Below are 23,283 nucleotides of genomic sequence, written 5' to 3'. Positions count from 1 at the left end.
TTAAAATTCTAAGACCGCATTCTTGTCGGACATAAAAGTATCAAACTCTGTGAAATTCTTAAATTTTAAGGCTCCACCCATTTCAATCGCAATATTACTTAGCCCTTGCGTGAATAACTCAATATTTTCAAACCGACTTGCAGTTTCAATCATAGAAAGTGATTCAGTAAAAACCTTCTGTCTTTCAGCGTAAAATCTTTCAACCATTTCCTGTAGTTCATTACCCTGTTTATTCATCGCTTCTATAGCGGCTGATGCAATTGCACTTATCTTTGCCCTTCTTTCTGCTGAAAATCGTTCCTCTCGAAGGGTCTGCATACATGCATTATAGATTGATGAGCTTGCTAAATATCCAACCATACCCCCAATGACTGTTCCTACGCCTGGGAATACTGCTGTTCCTATTGCCGCACCAAAGCTGGCTGCCATCATGCCGGTACCTTTTTCACCTAATTCTTCAACAAGCTGAAGGCTATCTATTTCACCTTTGGCATATCGAATTAGCGATTTACCCACTTGAACTGTGGCAGTGGCGATCATAGCAGGCATGTTGCTCTTTGATAGGTTAACAAAGACACTTTCCTTACTTGCTGCCATGAAACCCCTGATAGCAGTATCAGTAGCACCTATGACATATGCAGTAGCAGCTCCTGCCGCAGTATCCTTGGCTACATCCACAATCGCCTCTCCGACACGCTTCTTACCTCTAATGAGACTAGTTACGTTTTGGGCAGTTGAGATCGCTACAGAAATTACAGCTGCGCTCTTTGCATTTTCAAGACCCGATTGATGTGCAGTTTCTAACACATATTTTGCAGTTGCTAATTTGGGATGTTCGCGCAGGAATATGGCTTCTTTTGAAGTAATTCCGCTATCCTTTAAGTCACTCGAAACTTGACGATACCTCTCTGCCTTCTCTTCTAAGATACCAGCTTTATCGAACTGCCCTTGTGTTCTAAGTTTTTCAGCTTGCTCAGTCAAGTCCCTTGCTTTATCCTCGGCGTACTTCTTTGCAATTTCGTACTGCTCTTGTGGGACTAAGACATCATTCCCACGATATCTATTCCAATCATCTTTCGTCATTTTCCTTACCAATTCTTCTGAACTCTTCTTTATTTCTTCCGGAGTCTCAAACTTCCCATAAAACTTCATTTGAGCACCCCACGTAGGGTTGCCCGAATCATCAATAGATAAGACGTCGAATTGCGGGTCATTTCCTCTACCGATATCATTAGATCGGTAGACTCGAGTGTCGTTCTTATTGATAATATTTTCGGCGTTCGTTTTATCAACATAATGGATCTCGGCTGAAAATCCAGCTTGCTGCTTTATATTCTGATACTTAAAATCAGGATGCACCTTCGATTCGGACATCTGCTTGAGTCCTTTTCTAATGATGTCTCCATCGGCATCGACAGATCCTTTATACCCCTTGATAAACTCCGATGCTGCACGACCATAACGCTCAATATTTTCTGTTGTTGCTGCTCCAATAGTCGAATCAATTAAACCGTTATGACCTTTTTTCTTATCTTTATCGCCCATAGAAATATCCCTTTCGAACGAATGGTTATAGGTATATTGTACCAATTCGACAATCTGCAATAAATACCTGCCTGCTTCATTATGTGATACTGCAAAAATTTGCATTGATGCTAAGGTACTGCTTACGCTTCTTATTTTACAAGTGAATTTTGACATGAGTCTGTCAGCGAATGTTTGTTCTCAATAAAAATTGTGACTTCTTACATGGGGAAGGTGGATAAGTGGGTAAGCTGTGTAGGACAGTTCGTATTGAAAATCGGGTAAACCTAATACAGAAAAGCCGCCAAATTAGTTGGCGGCTCTGCTTACCCCTTATAACGCGATTTTATCCAACAACACTAAACTGTACCGATTACCTAGCTCTGATACCTTAGCAAAATCTCGGGTCAAAGATCCCGCTGAAGCAACAATGATTGTATCTCCGTTCAGGGCGGTCTTCAAGAGCTTTTTGTAGCCTGGTCGATCATCGTCTAAGCCGCTAAACCCGTCATCGATGAATACTTCTTCAATGAGAAACCCTTTTTCATTGGCATACTGCATGCACTTTTTGACTTGGGCTATGATTGCATCAGGGAATTGCATTGCACTTCTTGCATAGACGTAATATTTCATTGTAAATTCCTCCGTTTGAATAAATTGATTAGGATCGAATGTTATTGTGCTGTTCTTTAAGCATCGATAGAAGAAACCCCAAGAAGTGATTAGGGCATGTTGTTGTATACCATAGTTCCGACAAGTCTTGCAAATGTCGCTTCGATAGGGTGACCGAACAGTAAACCCAAAAGGATCAGGTCGTAATCGCTATTTGTTTTCCCACTTAAATACCCCTGAAGGCAGTCGAGAATCTTTTGCTCACTTAGTGCCCGGATTTTGCTTTGGACAAACTCATTCATGATGAAACCTTTTCGTTCTCCGTAGTGAGCTTCTTCCAACAACTCATATGATTTGATAAAGGCTTCTAAATCGAAGTGCTGCCCAAAAGTGTGATTACCAACGAATCCAAATGAAACTCCATACCTGATTTGTTGCGTCATTGCATATTCTAAAGCCATTCCGTCGAACCAGAACATAGCATCATCTGTTAGTGCTACATATCCAAATGGTTTTTGTCTATCTTCCACAGCTTCTTTAAGTTTGTCGATTCTAGCCTGCTCATCTTTGTAGTACCAATCACAACTGAATGCTAAGTTGCGCCAACTATGCATTTTTGACTTGAACGGAATTTCGATCTTCGGGAATTTATAGCTTACAACTCGATGACCCTTGTTTAATTCCATAACCTCAAATGAGTTCTCATTCTCGTTTCTGTAAAAGCCAGTTAGTCCTCTATCCTTGTTATCCCTGTACTCACCAATTCCAGATTTTGCTGTACTGCTGTAGCCTACGAGCTTAACCAATTTCTTTTCCATTCTGTTTTTCCTCCTAGTTTTCATTTGCGTACACTATCTTGCCTATGACTCTTGAGCAATATGTTGAAATTAAAAAAGATGATGTCGGGAGACATCATCTCCATTAAGGGTTTTACCTAACTGATTGCTTTTTACAAGGAGATACTAAGAGTTTGGCATTTTCCTCTAGATGCATTATTTTTTTGAACAATTTTATAACTCTACCCTGCTCAGGATAGAGGAATGGAACAATAATCTCGCCACTTTGGGTGACTGCACCCCAACTGTCATCTTTCTTAAAAACAATCGCACCTTCAACATAAAACTTGAGGACATCATCGAATTCGAATGGAATTACCGTAGCACCTTCTTGATTGATCGTCCCCCACTTGCCCTCCTTCTTGACAACTACCGTTCCTTCAATAAAACCTTCATAACCGGGAATATAAGATTCAAACACTTCATCGAACTCGAAAGGTATTACCGTCCGACCAGTACTATCAATGAAACCCCACCTATCATTGCAACCTTTAACTGCGGCTAACCCCTCGGAGAAATCTTTAGCTTCTTGATACTGTAATGGGATTGCTTCATTACCATATTGGTCGATGTAACCCATGAGCTTAGGACAATAAGGGTTATAATGTAAGATGGAACGCTCAGAACCGTTGAAAGGGTCGTCAAGGAAATCAATTGGATCATCTTCTTCCTCATTTTCATGAAACTTGTCTAGATACTCCCCCACGGGTTGAGTGTACTTACCTACGACAACTCTCCCATCAGAGAATGATCCCACAAGATTGTAACCCCTCGAGAAGGGAACTACTTCTTTCCCTCGATGATCCAAATATGCGTAGATACCGCTCTGATTCTCAACCCTAATCAAACCGTAATCAACCATCTGCAAGTTAAGATACTCGCATGGGATTATTAATTCGTCTTCCTCATTCACTAAGCCATACAGACCATACCAAGCCAGCCCTTCTTCATTGTCCTTGTTTACGACGATTCCTAACCCAGCGATGCAATCAACTACTTCTCCGAACTTGGACTCTCGTTTTTCCATGCCATTCTTCCTCCTTGATATTTGTCATTAAAATTTGTTTCTACTCTTATGTCTACGACTCTTGAGCCAACTCCGTAAGTTGTTTTCAACTCCCCCCGAGCAAAGATCGTGATACCCTATCGAAGTAGTACAACGCAAAAAAAAAATCACACCCCCTGTGAAGTGTGATTTTTGTTTCTGTATAATTTACTCACTACTGCTGATTGCAAACCGCTAAAGCTTTTACCGACCGCTTTATTATCAATCTCGCCAGTTCAACCCCTTCAAGAAAAGAGATTTGTGCCGCTTAAAGAGGAAAATTTGCTTCAGAATTTCAATAAATAAGGAAGAACATCACCACATATAAAAAAGATGCCGTTTTTATTGGCATCTGCAATGTGACGAAAAAACTATCCTTGATAGACCTCCGGTTTAATTAAGTTACCAGAATACTCTCTGGCTCCTGCAAGATACGATTGAACGTTTGGAGCTGCTTCTCGTTAAAACTGTCAGCTTGCTTACCTTCCATATTTATTGCCCACCATAAAGTGCCGTTAATTGCACAATTTCCACAGGTTCTCGGAGATATGATCTTGAACTGACCCATTTGGGGAGGGTAGTCCCATCCTTGATCGTATCCCTGTTCTGGAGACAGAACTTCTTCTTTACCACATACCTCGCAAATATGACGCAAGAGCATATTTATACCCCTCTCATGATTGAAATGTGTTATAACCGCTTCAAGTTCAGCCCTGGTACTGACTCCTTACTAACTCTTTCACCGTTTACAATAAGTCTCGGGTGAAGTGGGTAGAGTGGTTTTTCTGGTCGAGGATGGTGAGATAGAGGGAAATCGGAGAAGCCATATAGGTTTCCCTCAGAGCTTACCTGTCCTGGATTGCTGTTCTTTCTCTGCTTGATCTTTGTTTGATTCCTTACAGTCGTTGTCTTGTTTATATGTTTTGTTTCTGTCGTCATGTGCTGAAATTCATTTGTACTGTAGATTTATAAAAAATTCTTCAATGACCAACTATTTATCCATTTTTTCTTCGATAGGCATTATGAAAATCGGCTTAGAGCTTTAATCGATCAATTAAATAATCATCCGTCAAACGATAGGTGAGGATTTCATCGACACCTTCAATTACTGGATAATTAGTTAAATGCCCCCGCTCCAACAACCACTCTTTTCAATTGCATCCCGAACTCCATCGGTGCAGGGATGTTCAAAGCCGACAAACTGATCAAATCGAATTCTTCTTTCCGTTTTCTTAGGTAATGTCTAATTTTAATCGCATCCTGTTTAATAGATGGCATAGTTTGGATTATGGGCAGTCCAGATGAAGACATCGCAGTATAATGCTTGAAAATGTGATCCAAGGCATCAAAGATTATTACCCAGTTTATTTGTACGTTCTCATTTGTTAATCCAATTACCTCCTTGAAATCCTTTTGGGTACGTATACAATTATGAAGCATGACACATAGATACCTGCTGTCCTCATAGTATTTTTGTAACTTATCCTGATTGTTCAAAAGATTCACATCGGGGCGAAACTCACTGTAGTTTCCAACAAACGTTCCAGAATGACAGCACTGTTGCTTGTCAATAAATAGAGCAATGAGTAAACCATCGGGTCTTCCTATCATTTCCGAGAACCCCTTTCTATAAATATTTTTTCTCGAACGAGAAAATCGGACAACCATTACAAGTAAAGATTTGCATTATCGTGTTCGGCTCAACTACATGTTTACAACACACCTTGCCGCATAGTCGCATGAGATTCTGTAACCTTATAAAGTCCCATCCATCCATAAACCGTTTTATGTCATTATCCGTTCTGATTGATAAGACTCTTTCCTTTAATGCAGAAATATCATACGGTTTGATTTCATTATTACTAATTCCAATTTCAAGTAATGACTCCAGCTTTGAAATTACGCTCAGGCACTCATCTCTGAACTCCTTTACACTACTTTCAGCCATAGTAACCTTCTCCCTTATTACGGTTTCATTTTCCTTCGTACCGTTGAACATTTATTTCAACGACCCCAAATTCATAAAAACTATCCGAATCAATATCCCCACAATGAAGAACTACTCGGTACCGACCAGTTCTTGCATCTTCACGAAGCCGTTTCCGTTCAGTTTCACCGTCTTCTCTTTCAATGTAAGAATCGATGATGACTATACTGTGCTGGTCAGCGAAAGAATGAATTTGGTAGAGCTGCGCGACAATAACTCGTTCAGCTTCCTCTCGATCCATGTTTTCTACTGATATATAGACCGCCGCGGCGATTACTTCATTGTTTTTATGGAGTTGTCCCAACAAATCCATCCTTGATCACATCCCCTGCTACCGATAAGCCATTTAACATCTTGATAGCTTCAATAAATTTAGCGCGAACGTCGAACTGCTCGACTAACACTTCATTTGCTCCAATGGCATCCATCGCTCTCTTGCTTACCCCATCACTGAGATGATCTTTCCAGTACTCGATCATAGGTCTGGTGTATGTCAAATCTGGAATATGCGCTTTCAATCTGCCGAAGTGGTATTGAGCATTCTCGACCGAATTTTGGGTCAGGTACTTGATAAACGAAAGGTAGATGACACTAACAACCTGTCCGAATGTAATACCTACTAATTTTTGTAGGATCAACAGGCTATGAGCGATGCTCTCTTTATTTATCTCCAGCTCATAATCATCCTCTGCTTTCAAAATGTGATTGATCACCGTATCACGAAATCTTTGTACAACTTGGACGTTATCTTCATCATCCCCGTAACTCCTCATGGCTTTAACGATGCGCTCGAAATCAATCCGCATAACCACTTTGATAAATTCAGGACTCTTGATAAGCTCATAACGGACACCCTGGCATACATTCTCAAATGACAGATACTGCGCCCACACTGTCTGACAGTCTACTGAAGCCTCATTAAATACTTGTTGCCCTTTGTCGATTAAGTCGAACCCCCACTTGATAACCAAAATGATAGTAGAGCTATACTTTTCAATTGCTTCGAAATCATCCTTATTAATCATCTTCTCTAACCGCTCAATACGCTTAGCAACTACTATTTCATTCTTCAACCTATCGAAATACTCCTGAAGGATACTTGAATCCATACTGTAGAATTGAGGGCGAAGCGAAGTTCCAGACCACCAATCCTCTATATGTGGTTCAATGAAATGGTGAATCTGAATGCCTTCTTCCTTAATTGCATCCAGTACTAATTCAGTTGGCTTTCTTGTCCTTTCAAGAAGATCCCACAGTTTTTCCACCGTGCATGAACAGTAGGAAATATGCCGAAGTCTTGGAAAACGAGTGTTGTAATTCGTATCTCCATCAATCAGATCTTTGAGAAAAGTGTCACTGGAAAGCATCCTCTTGGGATACTCCTCAGTACAAAACACGATCTCCTCAAGAGAAGAAAGAACTCGCCCTGAGATAACTGAAGAAAGGATCGACTTGTATTTGTGTGATTCCGAATCCATTAACTCCTCATCTTTTTTACATACTGTTCTTAAATCAACACGTTCAATTAAAGTACGCAAACGCTGACTTGTAACAAAGTGCTGAATAACTGCCCAATCGAACCCGACAATAAGCCGACGAAAATTGTTCGGTGACCATTCATGTATGATCTGCTTAGGCTCATTTGGTAAGAGCTTTTTGCGTTCGACAGCTGCTACGCCTTTATTGATGGACTTTACAAGTTCTCGTAATCGATACATTGCCTCACCCCCGATTTAATCAAGCTCAATTTGCTCGAAAGCGATCCATTGTAATCAAACTTTTAAATAGGACTCCTTCTTCTTCGAAGCTCACGTTTTAGGGTACTTTCACTGATCCGTGTTATGCTTACGACTTCATTCATGCTATGGGTTTGAAGTAAACTAATCGCGTAATCCAACTGCACTTTAGTAAATTTAGGTGGTCGACCTTCTCGGAATCCAGTTTTCTGCTTGGCGATTGCTTTACCTTCAGCAGTTCGCTCAATGATCATGTTTCTTTCAAATTCAGCGAAAGCGAAAAAGATGGTGCGTATCAGAATACTGGTCGGTGTGTTGTCCAAGATTCCCATATTAAGAATGTGAATTCGAACGCCTCGTTCGATTAAATTCTTAACAATCTTTTCACCCTCGACTGTGGAACGAGCAAACCGATCCAGTTTGGTGACAACCAATGTATCACCAGCCTTTAATATTTGTAATAGCTTTGTGAATTGAGGGCGGTCCATTTTCGAGCCAGTAAAGTTATCTACAAAAATAAAGGATTGATCGACCCCTTCCGATAATAGTTGGTTTACCTGATGCTCCAAACTGTTACCGTGCCTTGACTGACCCACAGTACTTACTCGGGCATACCCGTATTTCGGCATAATTCAGATCACCACCAGCAATTTTTTAATTTACTTATGACCCCCAGTTATGACACCGACTAAACCCGCATTCTACCGTCTAAAAATCGGACGGAATTGAGAGGGGCAATACTCAAGAGTTATGACCCGAAGGACAAACCGTTTTGAAACGACTTCACTAACAAAGAAGGAATAGTGTTCTTTTAAGACGATCCTGATAACTATTGGCACGACCTCGGGAACGGAAAACGAATCGCTTCTTCTTATATGGGAGAAAGACATTTGGGAGCCATACCCCAAAGGTGAAATCCTCAGGATTAGCAACTAAATGCAATACCGCATCCGTTACTTCTATATAGTTAATCTAGATACCGATGCTGAATTTGGACTTGCCCTCGACCATTCCAGCAACTATTTTTACGAGCTATAAAAGAAAGGCAGTATAAAACTCGATGAACGAGTCCTATACTGCCTTTTTCCAACCCATATGATATTTAACACTGACTCTTTTCAAATTCCTCAATTAACTCAAGCAAAGTAAGTTCAAGATCTTCGAGATCGCTTCGCTTAAGTGTGCGAACCGCATGATTCACATCAGTATCCATCAATATATTTTTCTCGTTTATTATTCTTAGACACGTCTCCCGGTACGTTTCCCACCGAAGCCCGTAGAACAAAGCCACTCTTTGTTTCAAGTCCACAGCGATCATCCTTTGCATCGATTCATACAATAGAAAATTTGTTTGGTAATATAGCATGATTCGCTGGTTATTACCAACATAAAAGCCGACATCGTATTTAAACGCGTTCCTTCTATTGTAATGTAATCAAAGCCGAACCTGAACGACAACAAAGCAAAAAGTGTGAAGCCTTACCCCATATAGAATTAAACGCCCTGTAATCGATTTAATAGCGATAGCACAGCCACCCATACAAGAAAATCGATTTGTGAGCCTCGTAGAGAAGACTAACAATTTTTGATAATAAATTCTACAAGGCTACGTCAAGATCAGGAACTTTGAGCCGAGAAGCCTTGCCAATTATTATGGAAGTGACTCAGTGCACTTTGGATACCCCGAATCGTTTTTGCCCTATTGATATTATCAATCGTCCTCTCACCTACAAAGACACGCATCTTATTATCGACTTCAGAAAGGGCACTTCTTAATTGTTCTTCTGAAATGTTTAGCTGAGCGGCTGCAGCTTTAAGGTTACGCTTGTTTGAAATATAGCTTTTTACGCAAAGCTGATATTGACCAGACAAGCGACTTGTGAACTCATTAACCATAAAGAACGCAATAAATCTTAAGGCATTGAACTTTTCCGTAATAAGTGGTCTCAACATCGGATCAGTCCCACTTGAACTCATCAAATCCGAGTAGCGAATATAATTACTCTCAAGTCTCGATAAGAACTTCATTCGATCAAATCCTTTCTTCGGAAAAATATAGTGATTGAAGATCGAACCCCAATTGACAGAACAAAAGGGCATCGACTACTTATATAAAATTGATGCCGTAGCAACTGCCAAATCGGGATCAATGTCATGATTGAAAATACACTTTCTAGAACAATTTAAGCAGAATAACGGAACCGATTTAACATTTTATTGAATCCCCTCATAGCTTTTTGAATGTCCCAAATAGTCCTAGCCTTGTTGATATTCTCGATTGTGCTTTTACCGACAATCGTCATCATTTCTAGATCAACACTGGTTAGAACCTTCCTTAGAGTGTCCTCCGGCAAGTTGAGATCGGATGCCGATTCAGGAATACTGAAATTGTTCGTTTGGAAAATCTCCACACACTGCTGATTATGAGTCGTAGTGTTATCGAGGAAATCTCCGTATAGAAAGATAATAATCTGTCGGAGGGCGTTATACTTCTCACTGAGGATTAGCTTCGTCCGTCGATCGATACCTTTTGAATGCAATAATCGCTTGTAACGCTTATAGCTCCTTTCTACGCTAATAAGGAAATTCATGACTATCATCCTTTCTTAATCGAAGTTTCGAAGGAGAGCGTGTCCTGTACTTATAGAGTAGATGCTGCAATAACTGCTGAATTACAATAATCTCCGTAAATACAAAAAGGCAGTACAGAACTCAACATGCGAATTCTGTACTGCCTCTTCAATTGTTTTACTTGCAGTTATTACACTCGATTAGGGTTAGCTTTTCTTTGTAGCTATTATCGTAAATATCTACAGCTTCTTCTTTTGAGCGGAACGGTTTCCAACTTCCTGTTCCATGCTGCTTCTTCCATCCCAGCTCAGTTCCGTACTTCATTTCAGTGACATGCGGACATACATCATGGTCTAGGTGAACAGTGTACGTTTTCAGTGAGGTGTCGATATTTGCCCAGGCTTTCATTATAATCACCATTTCTTTTTTATAACCCACTCCCGAACCTATTTATCCGTCCTTAGTCTTTCCAAATAAGTCACAACAAGCTGCGATATCCCCAACAGGAGTTCTGCCTCATATTGATCTAATGGGATTGTTTCTAAATTGCCATTGACCTTTTGCCTAGAATTCCTATGATGTCCAACCTTATTCAAATAGGTTGCTACGCCTGCAAATAAACCAGCGATCCCATCCTTCTTCTGGGGAGTAATATCATGAAGTAGTTCTTCCCAAACCCTTTCGCTGTATGGACCGCCCCGCTTATCAGTATCAATATATGACTCAATGACTGAAAGACATTGACGTAAAGCATCGTAGGTTTTGCCTCTTTGAATATGCTCCCTAGCATCATTAAGACTATCATATGCCTCAATCCAATTTTTGTCGTTCAGTAAAGATGGCGGTAACGACAAACCATATTTTGTCGAATACCCAAAATGCCTGATGAAAGAGATCCAGTCCGTTTCAGAGAAGCGAACACGTTCTCTTCCTATGATCGGAATCATCTTACTACCATTTTCTGTTATCTCAACAATGGCTTTTACTTCGATGTCTAATTCAAGATCGCCATTCCTGACCCCTTCTAGGGTGGAAATGTCGTTAGAGTCAATGATCCAGTCCCACCTGTTGTGACCAGAGTTTTGATTAAATACCCAAAGTGATGTTTGGATTTGTCCGACAGTCTTCTTGATAACACTATAGCTCGACTTTGCACTTACCTGAATATCTAATACATTCTGAAGGCGACTAAATTGGTCAGTTAACGAAATATTAACGAACTGGATAGTATCTTCATATATACGCAAGTCAAATTCAAGCTTAATCCGAGAGTTGTTGTTGTTCAGATAATTACTGTGTATCGATGACTCGACCAAATTTATTGTATACATTGGCTAACACACTCGCTCCTTCCACGTTATCCACTCAATAAAGATGATATCCTTTTCCACTATGATCTCAATGAATTGTAGATGACTCCAAATAACTTCATGTTCAACTTTACCGAAAGCAATATAAATATAACGCTTGTTACTATAACGAAGGGTAATACCTTCCAAGATATAATTAGCAGGAGGGATATCATAAAGACAGCTATAAGTGCTATGAAATTAAATCCCCCTAAGGCACAGAACAATAAATAGTTACTTTTGGAGAAAACATCGCTCACCTGGGTCGGGACAGTCACTTCTGGTACCTCAAAGGGTGGTACCTCAATTATATTATCTATTGAATCGTTTTTATTCAGCTTGCATATTATTGATATCTCTGTTCCATAGGAAATCTCGTTATTTCCTAGTGGTTGATTTACAGATATAATGTGCGTGGTATCCTCATCTTCTAGAGGGAATATTTCTACATTTAGTTCGCGACCGTAAATTTTAATTTTCCCACCATTTTTATTAATTCTTGGAGGCTTTTGGTCATGACTGCCCTCTATTTTACACATCAGAGTTAGCTGCCGATCTTTGTGAATTAACTTTTTTACACTAAACGAATAGTTTTCCGTTTCTACCTTAACACCTTTAAGTTCAACACTTTGCAGGTCTCCCCAATAAGCAGAATATTTATCAGATAAAATAAAGCTAAAACCGCAACTCTTCAAAAAATCTCTGAACGATACCTTTTGGCATCCACCATCTTGACTGATTTCTTCCTCCCATTTGTCTAATCCATCTGGAATCCAACGTTCATTCCATGTCAGTATTCTATCAAACAACTCTTTGATAAAATTACGTGTCTCATCGATGTTCCTTTTATGCTTAATCATGAAGAATAAAATCAGCGCTAGTATGAGTACTATCAGAAGAACTAGCAACGCTAAATTATAGAGTAAAATTTCAATTACAGTCAGTACTACATTCAATATAACAGTCAGATCTTCTCAACTCCCTTTTTCGTAGAACGTGGATAAATCACTATTGTTAATCTTGAGTAGATCCGAGTTCTCGGTTAACCCAAACAATGGTACCTCGCTTATTCTCATGATCGAGTTGGCAGTCGAAACCGTGTTTTCTGTAGAAATGTTCCGACCTGTCGATGTGATCCCAATCAACAGAGGAAATCCATCCTGTAATAACTTTGATTTGCATTTCATGGACAATCTTCATTAGCCCTTCCATCATGATCGAGCCGTAACCTCTGTTAACCCGTTCTCCTTCAATCTTTATATCCGCGATATCCATATGTTTGTTCTCAACATGTACGTGGACGTTCGAATCTGGAGCTTTTACCCCATCTTTGGAAATGACCTTCACCCTAAGATGAATGTTTACATCATCCATCCCGTCACCATACATTAAGCGGTAAATCATGACACTTTCCCCGAATCGGTTCTGGGCTACATGGATGACCTTATGTCCATCCTTTTCTAAATCAGTCGTGTGCCACCTGACTTCATACTCAATATCGCCCTTTTTCTTTAAAGGGAGCGGTTTGTATTCCCTTTTCAACACAGGGAACGGATCGCTGTCTCCAAACAAATCCTTAAGTATATCGGCAAGCTGCTTTGAGCTCTTTTCATCAAGCGGGTCATTTTTCTTCGTCATTTAATCACTCTTTTCTGAATTGCTTTTCGTTGATCCTATAAAAGTAAATATTCTCCACTTCCCGTTCGAACCCCTTCTTTAATTCGACTGGATTCTACATAAGAAGGAAGGGATGAGTGACTTTCAGCTTAGTTTTTATAAAGTGACCTTCATGATTTTATAAATTTGTGTTCGGTATGTATAACTTACTCGCATCTTTTATAAATCAAGTCAGCAGAATGTAAAAGAAACGCCCCTGATACCCGATCCAAATCTTGAGCTTGGGTTGGAGGGATGGGGGCTTGAATGAATATATTTGAAGCTATGATTTACTTGTTTGCTACTTCCCTGACAAACTCCAAGATGTCTTTGTATATAGCGATTATCAACTCTTTGACTGTCGTGTAAGACTGCATTGGAATCTCGGTTACTGGTACACTTGGATCAACATAATGTACATAAAAAACTGATACTATTGAGATAAGTACGATACTAATCAAAATAATCTTTATCGCTGTAACGATCTTACTGATTATCTCCCTGACCCCATTATGCAAAAACCGATATAAACGGTTTACTGGTTTAGTGCCTTGAGTATGAGTCGCTGTTTTCTTGTTTGCATCGATAGGTCTCTGAACTTCAACAATTTTCTCTATGGCAGGAATACTTTTAGCTTGATAGTCATTTTCAAACTGTTCATTAGGAAACATTATCGTATCTACATCGGCTTCGATATAGAGCGAGTCTTGTGCTGGAGTAATAGATTTGGGTTCAAGTACTGCTGGATCAATTTTTATAGTATCCATAGCTCTTCGTGCTTCAGCGAAAAGCTTGGTGCTCTTCTCGAAAATATTATCAGGTTCAGGCGGACTGGATTCAGTTTCTATTGACTCGTCAGAATGAATAATTAGTCCAGATGAGCGTTCTCTCTCCGGCTCTGCCGCGGGAGTGTCAGGTTCATCGGTTTGATGTTCGGGAGTATCGCTTTCTAATGTCGGTACAGCATCATCGACTTCGGCTACTTGAACGACTAATTCGGCATGGTCGTCAAATGGTTCAGTGTCACTCTTCTCCCGGTCAAAATTGTGACTCGGATCGATGCCCATCCCGATGCCAGCATTGATCTCGCTTTCGTCAGTGGAGAAGAACGAGAAGTGCAGGTCGTCAATTGTATCGGATTGTGGAGTATGCGTTTCGTCCTTTGTCTTGGTTAAGGTGCTTGCTTCATTCAGTGTAGCTGTCATTATCATCACCCTTTCCTCTTGTTGTTAATAAGATTTTTCTCACATCAACTCATGAAATCGTTAGAGGTCAAGAACGTATTGAAAAACTGTTGCCTATATAAAATACCAACTAGTTTCATCGGCTAATTATCGATGCTTTGTATTTCAAGAACACAAGAACATCGGTCAGACGATATTAACTCAAAAATTCTCGAAAACCTTCGCGCGGCGGGGTCTATACCCCTGAACAGAAGAAAACACCTCGTTTAGCGCGAGGTGTTTCTGTATTGTTGTATTTAATTCTCTGGAGAAAACACGATGAAGTTTAGATCGTCTGCCAACTCGACTTGCGTAATGGTGTCGCCATATTTAATGTACAAATCAATATTCCTGAAACTATTTGGCTTTCGGAAAACCACTTTGAATGCACTTGCAGCATAACCAGTAAGATCAATGACAGTTTCAGGCTTCGCCTTCACCCTAATCTTTTTGATCAGCAGATTAGCTCCGTTGTAAATACCTACATTCCTTCTTCTGGAGTACGCCAGAAGAATAATGATTAGCGGGGGAGTCGCCACTATCGGAATGATAGGGAACTTTTTGTCAGGCGATACCGGTTCTGGTTGTTCAATGGCTTCAATAACGAAGTCAACCCGTTGAGTACTCATTGATTCATTTAATTCGATTGACCGTTTTACTTCTTCTGCTACTTGCACCGATTCAACCGTAGTCGAATCTGAGTCTCTGTAGTCCTTGTACGCAACAACGTTGATCCGAGAAATTTCTTTGTCGGTAAATGGATTTTTCAATATAACCGTATGCTTCCCAAGCTCGACATTCTCAAAGCGGTACTCGCCGTTCTCGTTGGTAAAAGTAATTCGTGGATCGGAATGAAGTTCGACTTTTACTCCCTGCATAGGATTACCGTTCGCGTCCTTCACAACCCCGTATACAACACCAAACAGTTCGTTCGGCTCAGCTTCTTTCAGATACCTGAAGGTAACTGTTAAAGATTCACCATTCTCGCTGATAAATACCGTTTGCTTATCCGATCCGATCAAAGAGTAGCCAGCGATAATGGGGGCTTTGACCTCATTCAAACCTAAGTGCAAGGTATCGATTTCCTCAGTTTGGAGAAGCTCTTCGTTCTCATGATCTACAGCTTCAACGAGCAAAGTATCCATTTCTTTCTCAACTGCTGGAGCCGGCACATTTGTTACTTGGCTTGCCCCTCTCTCTGGTTCAAGCCCCCGCTCCTTATCATTCGATTTTGTTTCAGGCTCCGGTTGTGGATCTACCGTTGGCAATTCCGTCTTGGGTGTCGGTTCAGGTTTCGGCTCTGGCTTAAGCTCTGGTGTCGGCTTTGGCGTTGGTTCAGGCTTCGGCTCTGGTGTTGGCTCAGGTTTCGGTTCGGGTTTCGGTTCTGGCGTTGGTTTTGGCGTTGGTTTTGGTTCTGGATCAGGGCTAGGTGTCGGCTCGGGATTTGGCTTCGGCTCTGGTTCAGGCTTCGGCTCTGGTGTTGGCTCAGGTTTCGGTTCGGGTTTCGGTTCTGGCGTTGGTTTTGGTTCTGGATCAGGGCTAGGTGTCGGCTCGGGATTTGGCTTCGGCTCTGGTTCAGGTGTCGGGATGACATCTTCCTTCTTATAAAGAAAGATCATCTTTCCGAATGGCTCGGCTGCTGTTAGCACAACATTTCTGACTGAATCTCCAATTAGCTTATATACCCCGATAAACGCATCAGCTCTATATGAATGATCACCTAACGGCAAATCCGACAGAATTACATCTTCTTTGAGCTTACTGTTCGTTTCCCAATCAACAAATTCAACCGTTATACTACCTTTCGGTTCTGGTGATGGAACGACTGGCTCGAAATAGGCTTGGACGATCTTGTCCTCATCCATCTTAAACGAGAGCGACTCTTTAACAATTTCCTGTCCATCCACCATCCATTTAGTGAATTTATGCCCCTTAACAGGATTCATTGATACGGATATTTCAGTTCCTTCCTTAAACTGTCCTACTGCGCCTCGGACATCTTGGAACACATCTTTTGTATCTTCATTTACAACATTGACTGTACCTTCACCTACGACTTCAACGATCAGTTTGTATTCCTTTGGTGGTGATGCAATGGGGATGAAGTGCGCTATCGCGACAACATTGCGATCCATATACATGGTAATACCCTGATCGTCTGACTCTAGCCCATTCACGACCCATTTCTCGAACTTATATCCAGGCGAGGGATTAGCCATCAGGCTGACCGATTCAAACTCGGGAAAATTCGTAACACTGCCAGCTGCGAACGGAGTAACTGTTCCCATTCCAACTTGATTAACCGTTAGCGTATACCGTGTAGGCTGTGGTTGGTTTTGCTTGAAGTGAGCTATTGCTGTTTTGTCGCTGTCCATTTTCAAGCTTACCCCATAACCAAAGGCATCGAAGTAATCCTCGCCATCAATCACCCATTTTTCAAGTTCATATCCTGGTACTGTATTCCGAGCAGAGATGGAAACCCATTCTCCGTCATCGTATTCGTAAGTGCCAGTTGCAGGAAAGGTTGTACCTTGCCCTTCCATACCGACTGTTAACTTATGCTTCGCTAATGAAGCAGAAGATTGGTAATAGAAAACGATGACATTGTCCTTGCTTCCAAAGGTGTCGAAAGTGAGCGGATAAATGCCATGAGATACCCCTTCGCTATGAATATTAACCTCTGTAGTTCCTTTACCAACAATGTTGTATTCGCCCGCTGTATCGGTAGTGGTCAATATCCCTTCATCCGTAATTGAACTAGTCATATTATCTGGCAGTCCTACATTGGAGATCGATAACCCATTTCTTGAATTAACTAAGTGACGCTCTGTGCCGATTTTGGAAGTGAAAATATGATCTTTGTTTAAAACATACTTACCTGAATCACCAATGAGGGAATAACCTTCAAAATTCTTGGCATTGTACGTAATGGAAGCGTTCAAGTCCAAAGACTTGTCCGCTGTCGAATATTCCTCAAAAGATAGCAATTCATCTGTTCCTTTGACACGATGCTCGACTCTTAACGTGTCAGCACCTTTAACGAATCGATAATTGTATTGCGGAGTATTGGCTCGGTTGTCGCCCCTCGATAGACCGGATATTTCTAACCAATCGTTGTAGAACTGTTTACCTGCTGCCTGGTCGTCAATAAAAATATAATTGTAGTCGAACAGCAACTGAGGTTTTGCTACTTGGTCGAAAAGTTTGAACAGCTTCGATAAAGTGGGAATGTTACTATTGGTTAAGAAATTGTAACTGAAATCAACCTTATTTGCATTTAGTGTATCAAGCATGCTTACATTGTTTAGCCCCTCGATGTTGGAGAGCCGGTTATGACTGAAATCAAGAACACTGGTCGTTGTCGCCGCTGTCTGCGGCTCGATCAACCTTCTCAAATTACTCAAGCCATCAAGATTGGTTAAATTGTTATTGGACACATCCAAGTGACTTAACCTTTCAAGACCACTTAGCCCGTCAATGTTCTCCAACTGATTATTACTCAGATCAAGATAATTTACCCCGTTCAGGAAGCTCAGGGCATTCACTTCACGAAGCTGATTGCCGCTAAACTGAAATACTGCATTGTACGAGAACTTAGGGTCGCTAAGGATACTGTCTTTGAATAGCTGCAGACCCTCTAAGCTTGTGATTCCCTTGAAATCATCGGAGCCGAATGAGAAGTGTCCTTTGTTTTGATAGAACCTTTGCATCCGCATCTCAACGTCACGCTTATTGAGCGTATCGTTAATCGTCCCGTTCCAGACTGGTGTTGTCCATAGTCCCCAAGGCTCGCCCATCCAATGTGCGAAATAATTGGCCAACTCACTACTTTGGAACAGTTCGCTCACGACAACATCTTCACCTCGATGGAAACGAGACATTGCATCTTGTGATCCATAGTCTATTTCAGTAGTCCAAGGCTCATCAATGCTCAAAAAATTGATGTTTCGTTTACGAGCAAAGCTTTCTGCTGTCGAATTGTTATGACCGATAATTGTAGCTTGGTATGGGATCACAATGTCCCAATCAGACAAACCATTCTTGTCACCAATTATCGTATCAGGATTTTTAAATACAATACTTTTAATTCCATAGCTGTACGCAAACGCGTTAACCTCGACTCGCTCAACACTTTCAGGTATAACTACGCTCGTAATACTTTGATTACCCAGAAATGCTGCTCCAAAAATCCTTGAAACGGGTCGCCCTTCGATTGTCTCGGGGATGACCACATCTCCGCCTGGTCCGATATACTCTCGGATATAGGCATAAGGTTCATTCATCCATTCCGGATTTAACTCGTAAATGAAATGACTCGGGTCGGAAGCGCATACTGCATTCGTTACACTGGTTTCGCCGTAAACAGCATCCGTTACGCTCACTTCATTTCCGTAGTCGGTGTCGCTTGGTGGATCGTCAGCAAGAGCGCTCATTGGGAATAGCCCAATAAGCAGAGCGATCACCAAGAGAACTGAGATGAACCTTTTTCTTTCCTGTTTACTGTTTGCCACATCCTTCATCTCCTTACTTCTACTTGTTCTTTTTCTCTTGGTCTTATAAATTTGCTCATGATGACTATCCTGAAAATCAATCAAACTCTACAACATTTTGAAATTTTTCTAGCAACTAATTCCCCTTAATTATCCGTGGCTTCAATCGGCATAAAAAAAATGCAGTGTCCCCTAGCATAGGGAAACACTGCTCACAATAAGAAAAGAGCCAGATGCTTGATGCATCTGACCCCAATATCAGTAATTATTCAGATTTAATGATGGCAATATAATTTGATTGATCCCATTTTACATCTGCACCAATGGCTTCACTAGCAAATCTTAAAGGTACATAGGTTGATGAGTTATTGATAAACGGTGCTGTCGAAAGTGTAATCGCCTTGCCATTGACATACGCAGTCTTACTGCCAATTGTCAGCTTAACTGTAATACTTTCTCGAACAATAGTTACTTCTTGCTTGTCATTATTCCACTTTACTTCTGAGTTGAGCTTCTTGAAAACTCCACGAAGTGGGATGAAGGTGCTTCCGTTGACGATCTTCGCAGGAGGATTCAAACTTACCAAATCGCCATTAATTGTTACACCGACATTGTCCTTGTTAAAGTTACCCGTGATTGCAGAAGTTGAACCGCTCGGTGGAGGGTTAACATCTCCGCCTCCAGTTGGAGGGGTGGTTACACCGCCGTTAGAGCCACCAGTCGAGCCACTTGTTGCAGTTGTGAAAGACCAAGTTTTGTTGAGCGTTTTGCCCTCGTACTCTTCCTCGTAGAGAGGTTTATAATTCACAGACACTGTGTAGGTTTCCCCATTTTTTAACGGTTGCTTAGTATAGAAGAACCAGTACCCCGAATACCACTCGGAGAAGAAGGGAACATTGTTACCCTTACCGTCTTTAATAGTTGCATCAATAGTCTTAGTGTCTAGTACATGTGGCGGATAAAAGGAGATGACGTAACCCGATCTTTCGATACCAAATTTACTGAGTGGGTTAGGGTTTTCACCTGCACCTACAAATGTGGTCGGTACATCTTTTTGTCCGTTATACGGGTACATAGATACAGCAGTTGTATCCGACCCGCTAGACTTCGCAACCATAACAAACTTACTGCCCACATACCCAACCCCGATTTCTGATGTGTAAGGACTCAAGAAAGGAGCTCTGTGGTAAGCGGAACCAATCAAAGTATCAATCGAAGCCTTTGTTGTGGTGCCACTATACGAGATCACCTCAGACAACCCCTGTGCCAACTTTGTGTCCCCGCCTACTACCAATACGCGATCCTTTGGCTCCTTACCAGTATAACCCTTCTTACCCTCTACCTGATCATGCCCAGTTGTATTGTTGGAAGTGAGGTAATTCACATGGTTTTCAGATGCTTTGGTTAGGTACGGGTTCAACTTTACTTCACTGAGTCCTGCATCTTTACGAATTTTGTTGATATAGTCCAAAGCTTCCTTTGCTTCCTTGGAATAATCGAAGTCCGCAGAAGCAATTTGAACTGGTTTTTCAGACTGCGCCGCGAGTGCTCCTTGACCCCCTAAAATAATTGAGAATGCAAGTATTACTGCTGTTAACTTTTTCGTTTTCATATTGACCTCCGATCTACAGGATTCGTTAAACTTTAAAAGAAGGAACAGTGTATCTGTCCCTTATTCCCACTCCATTCCATTTAGAAGGCATCATCTTAATTATATAAAGAACCAGAATAATAGTCTGTTGTATATAAGTCACATCGATCCTACAATTTTCAAACTCTCGCTACTTACGTGATTAATACTCATGCGGAAGCATGAATGTATAATACTTCATCTTCCCCTCATCGCCGTATACTGCCCAAACTACTTCTGAAAATAACTTCTTGTTGTCGATAGTGAGTAAATGACCGTCATTCCCATTCGTAACTACCGTTTTCTTCCCAACAGTCTTAAAAGACAGAAACTCTTCTTTGCCATAAAAGTGCTTGATGATTAATGAAATAACCAGTTGCCAATCCCTACAGCCAATCTCTCGAACCCCATGAGTCATTACTATTTGTAGGCTCAAACACTTACCTCCTCCGTCTAGCTGTTCTATAACCTTCATAATAATCCGTGTCCCTATAATCGCTTTTAATAGCTGCAACAGAAAGGGGGCGAACATCAATGTTGTTCTGTTGGTAGCCTTCAAGAATAGTCTCATAGTATATCCGAGTAGGCGCCGATATTGGTCTTGATTCGGCATTCATGATATAAACCATCGCTCCTAGTTCAATTGGAAGATCACTTTCATTAAACACGTCATTTTTTACACTAATCGATTCTAACTTTATCTTAATGATCTCTTTTCTGTAGAGTCCAACTGAAACGCCTTCATAATGATCTAAAGCGATTTCATCCCTTTCGGAGATCATCCACAACACAACAGGTACAAATAGTCCGATATGTTTAGAGATGGTGGCTACGCGTTTAAACACTAGCTCATGATCTTCAATACACCCAATCCCGATGATATACGCATCAGGACAACGCATCTTCATTTGCTTAATGTGCATATTGCTCCCGTAAGCTACATAAGGCTTCATACTCGGTACCTCCAATATCAATAGTTAGTTGGTAAGTTTACCTTGGATTACGATTGGTTGTACAGTGTTCAATAACGGTCAGGATCGCCCAAGAATACCCCGAATGGGGCTTACTGCGCTTCGACATCTGACAAGCCCCGAGCGTCATCATTCGTTGGCGGCTCCCTCCATGCAGAATTACCTTCAAGGTACTTAAGTAGGTGATGACGCATGGTTTTGAACTCATCACCAATACCACCAAGTCTGAGAAGCCATACACGAAATGAATACTTCTCATTCCCGTTGTCAGGCACTGTTACCCGACTGGTTGCTTTCTTTTGGTTAAGGGCTTGAGCCGCGATGAGCAAACTCAACTGGATACTTGCTTTCACTTTGCCGGCATGCAAAGTTCCATTGAATAAACGGAACTCTACTGTCTTTAATCTGCCGCTTAATAACTGGTGCAAATTCAGTATCCGGTACCTGGAGTCGTTATATCGATCGTTTCGACGGAAGGGTAAAGCATTGAATCCGTGATACCAAACTTCTGCAAACTCCCCCATCGTCTTCGGCTTCTTTTTATTCAGCTTCTTTATAAACTCATCTGAAAGATCCAAGCAGTATCTGCGCCGATCCTGTCTGCAATCCAATGCCTTGGTCAGCAAAGATTGTTTTGCGTAGATAATATTACAAAGAGTTCTCAAGTTATTTGGAGAGAATCTCTCAGCTCCTACATGTACATGTAATCCGCAACTCTTGTTTACTAATGCGCCGCTTTCCTTCAATTCACGAATTAATCTCTGTAATAAAGGAATATCAGAATACCCCAAAACAGGGGATACAAGTTCACACTGATAATCATCCGATACGATTACTATTTCGGAGTTCTCTTGTCGAACCGCTTGAACTGATGCGTCCTTAACGACTCTCCATATCCGTCCGGATCGATCCTTTATTTCATAAGTATCATGACCCCATCCACCAATTTGTGTTGGTCTGCCTGTGTCGAAGAAGTCCGCAACAACATGAGCTGCCACTGAACGTTTTATCCCTGTGAATTCTAATTCAAAACCGAATGATAAACTTGTGTATTCAACATGCACTCCCTGAGCCTCCTAACCAACCACAATTAACTGGTTAGTTATGTAATTTTTCTCAGGTTTGAAGTTACTTTTTGACGCACTTTTCATAGGTTTTTCGAAAAAATGTTGAGCCTAATTTATCTAAAATCAAAAATAAAGATCACCTTAGTGAAAGGTGATCACTTTGTAAGCTATAGATTAGACCCATGCCCCCAATGCCCTTAAACGAACATCAACGGGAAATGCTGACGAATTTCTAAATCACATTGATTACAAACGATAAAGTTCTTTTCTCCTGTTCCAATAAATTTAATCTCAATCCGATTATCTACATCAGGCATCACTTTTTCAGGTAGAAAGCTGCCGCGGCAAACTCCGCATGATCCGTGTAGTTTCATGTAACACTCTACGCAAAGCGACCCAATATCATGAGTAAGGTGATTAAACAGTACTTCAGCTTCGCTAGAACAAAATGTACAACATTTCATAAGAATCATCCTCCAATTGTCATTGAACGCAAAAAACCGCAGACTACGCCCGTTAATAGGCTTGTCTGCGGTGCTTCCGCTTCCAAAGAATATTTTATTAGTTCCAATATACCCCATCCGCG

19 protein-coding genes are annotated in these 23,283 nt (G+C 41.0%); all 19 read right to left on the bottom strand.

Annotated features, from left to right (window positions below; translation table 11 throughout):
* The 19 genes from L6442_RS08450 to L6442_RS08360 all read right to left on the bottom strand — a co-directional run bounded on the left by L6442_RS08450 (window position 1) and on the right by L6442_RS08360 (window position 23,161).
* Complete coding sequence (locus L6442_RS08450; protein WP_212980048.1) at window positions 1-1,650, bottom strand: hypothetical protein; 1,650 nt, start codon at window positions 1,648-1,650, stop codon at window positions 1-3.
* 207 nt (window positions 1,651-1,857) lie between these two features.
* Window positions 1,858-2,157: a recombinase family protein gene (locus L6442_RS08445; RefSeq protein WP_212980049.1), complete on the bottom strand. Its 300-nt coding sequence runs from the start codon at window positions 2,155-2,157 to the stop codon at window positions 1,858-1,860.
* Between the two features lie 89 nt (window positions 2,158-2,246).
* A complete protein-coding gene (locus L6442_RS08440) occupies window positions 2,247-2,954 on the bottom strand; it encodes a hypothetical protein (protein ID WP_127505943.1) in 708 nt (235 codons plus the stop codon).
* Window positions 2,955-3,066: 112 nt separating this feature from the next.
* Window positions 3,067-3,999, bottom strand: coding sequence for a WG repeat-containing protein (locus L6442_RS08435; RefSeq protein WP_212980050.1), 933 nt, complete (start codon window positions 3,997-3,999; stop codon window positions 3,067-3,069).
* A gap of 1,134 nt (window positions 4,000-5,133) precedes the next feature.
* Window positions 5,134-5,628: a hypothetical protein gene (locus tag L6442_RS08430; protein ID WP_127505937.1), complete on the bottom strand. Its 495-nt coding sequence runs from the start codon at window positions 5,626-5,628 to the stop codon at window positions 5,134-5,136.
* Window positions 5,629-5,990: 362 nt separating this feature from the next.
* Window positions 5,991-6,317, bottom strand: coding sequence for a hypothetical protein (locus L6442_RS08425; RefSeq protein WP_212980051.1), 327 nt, complete (start codon window positions 6,315-6,317; stop codon window positions 5,991-5,993).
* Window positions 6,292-7,722 carry a hypothetical protein gene (locus tag L6442_RS08420; protein ID WP_212980052.1) on the bottom strand — a complete coding sequence of 477 codons (1,431 nt, stop codon included), beginning with the start codon at window positions 7,720-7,722 and terminating at the stop codon, window positions 6,292-6,294. Before L6442_RS08420 ends, L6442_RS08425 begins: the two co-directional genes overlap by 26 nt.
* A 62-nt stretch (window positions 7,723-7,784) precedes the next feature.
* The gene (locus L6442_RS08415) at window positions 7,785-8,369 is read right to left on the bottom strand and encodes a recombinase family protein (RefSeq protein ID WP_212980053.1); all 585 of its coding nucleotides are present in this window, start codon (window positions 8,367-8,369) and stop codon (window positions 7,785-7,787) included.
* 988 nt (window positions 8,370-9,357) lie between these two features.
* A complete protein-coding gene (locus L6442_RS08410; protein WP_212980054.1) occupies window positions 9,358-9,768 on the bottom strand; it encodes a hypothetical protein in 411 nt (136 codons plus the stop codon).
* A gap of 989 nt (window positions 9,769-10,757) precedes the next feature.
* Window positions 10,758-11,642 (bottom strand): hypothetical protein, encoded by an 885-nt coding sequence (locus L6442_RS08405; protein ID WP_212980055.1) that lies wholly within the window; start codon window positions 11,640-11,642, stop codon window positions 10,758-10,760.
* Between the two features lie 59 nt (window positions 11,643-11,701).
* Window positions 11,702-12,616, bottom strand: a complete 915-nt coding sequence (locus L6442_RS08400) for a hypothetical protein (protein ID WP_212980056.1) — start codon at window positions 12,614-12,616, stop codon at window positions 11,702-11,704.
* Window positions 12,617-12,674: 58 nt separating this feature from the next.
* Entirely contained in the window at window positions 12,675-13,298 is a 624-nt protein-coding gene (locus L6442_RS08395) for a GNAT family N-acetyltransferase (protein ID WP_212980057.1), read from the bottom strand.
* A 308-nt stretch (window positions 13,299-13,606) separates the two neighbouring features.
* On the bottom strand, window positions 13,607-14,521 hold the full coding sequence (locus tag L6442_RS08390) for a hypothetical protein (protein WP_212980058.1): 915 nt from the start codon (window positions 14,519-14,521) through the stop codon (window positions 13,607-13,609).
* 275 nt (window positions 14,522-14,796) lie between these two features.
* Entirely contained in the window at window positions 14,797-19,050 is a 4,254-nt protein-coding gene (locus L6442_RS08385) for an InlB B-repeat-containing protein (RefSeq protein ID WP_212980059.1), read from the bottom strand.
* Between the two features lie 244 nt (window positions 19,051-19,294).
* Window positions 19,295-20,641 carry a stalk domain-containing protein gene (locus tag L6442_RS08380; protein WP_210088638.1) on the bottom strand — a complete coding sequence of 449 codons (1,347 nt, stop codon included), beginning with the start codon at window positions 20,639-20,641 and terminating at the stop codon, window positions 19,295-19,297.
* A gap of 181 nt (window positions 20,642-20,822) precedes the next feature.
* The gene (locus L6442_RS08375) at window positions 20,823-21,095 is read right to left on the bottom strand and encodes a hypothetical protein (RefSeq protein WP_120463222.1); all 273 of its coding nucleotides are present in this window, start codon (window positions 21,093-21,095) and stop codon (window positions 20,823-20,825) included.
* 4 nt (window positions 21,096-21,099) lie between these two features.
* Window positions 21,100-21,612, bottom strand: coding sequence for a gamma-glutamylcyclotransferase family protein (locus L6442_RS08370; protein WP_120463223.1), 513 nt, complete (start codon window positions 21,610-21,612; stop codon window positions 21,100-21,102).
* 110 nt (window positions 21,613-21,722) lie between these two features.
* Complete coding sequence (locus tag L6442_RS08365; RefSeq protein WP_127505906.1) at window positions 21,723-22,694, bottom strand: amidoligase family protein; 972 nt, start codon at window positions 22,692-22,694, stop codon at window positions 21,723-21,725.
* 200 nt (window positions 22,695-22,894) lie between these two features.
* The gene (locus L6442_RS08360; RefSeq protein ID WP_212980060.1) at window positions 22,895-23,161 is read right to left on the bottom strand and encodes a hypothetical protein; all 267 of its coding nucleotides are present in this window, start codon (window positions 23,159-23,161) and stop codon (window positions 22,895-22,897) included.
* Window positions 23,162-23,283: the final 122 nt, after the last annotated feature.

This window comes from Paenibacillus azoreducens (genome assembly GCF_021654775.1).
Classification (GTDB): domain Bacteria; phylum Bacillota; class Bacilli; order Paenibacillales; family Paenibacillaceae; genus Paenibacillus_AQ; species Paenibacillus_AQ azoreducens.
The sequence above is the reverse complement of the archived record's forward strand: the minus strand, read 5'-3'. Positions and strand labels throughout refer to the sequence as shown.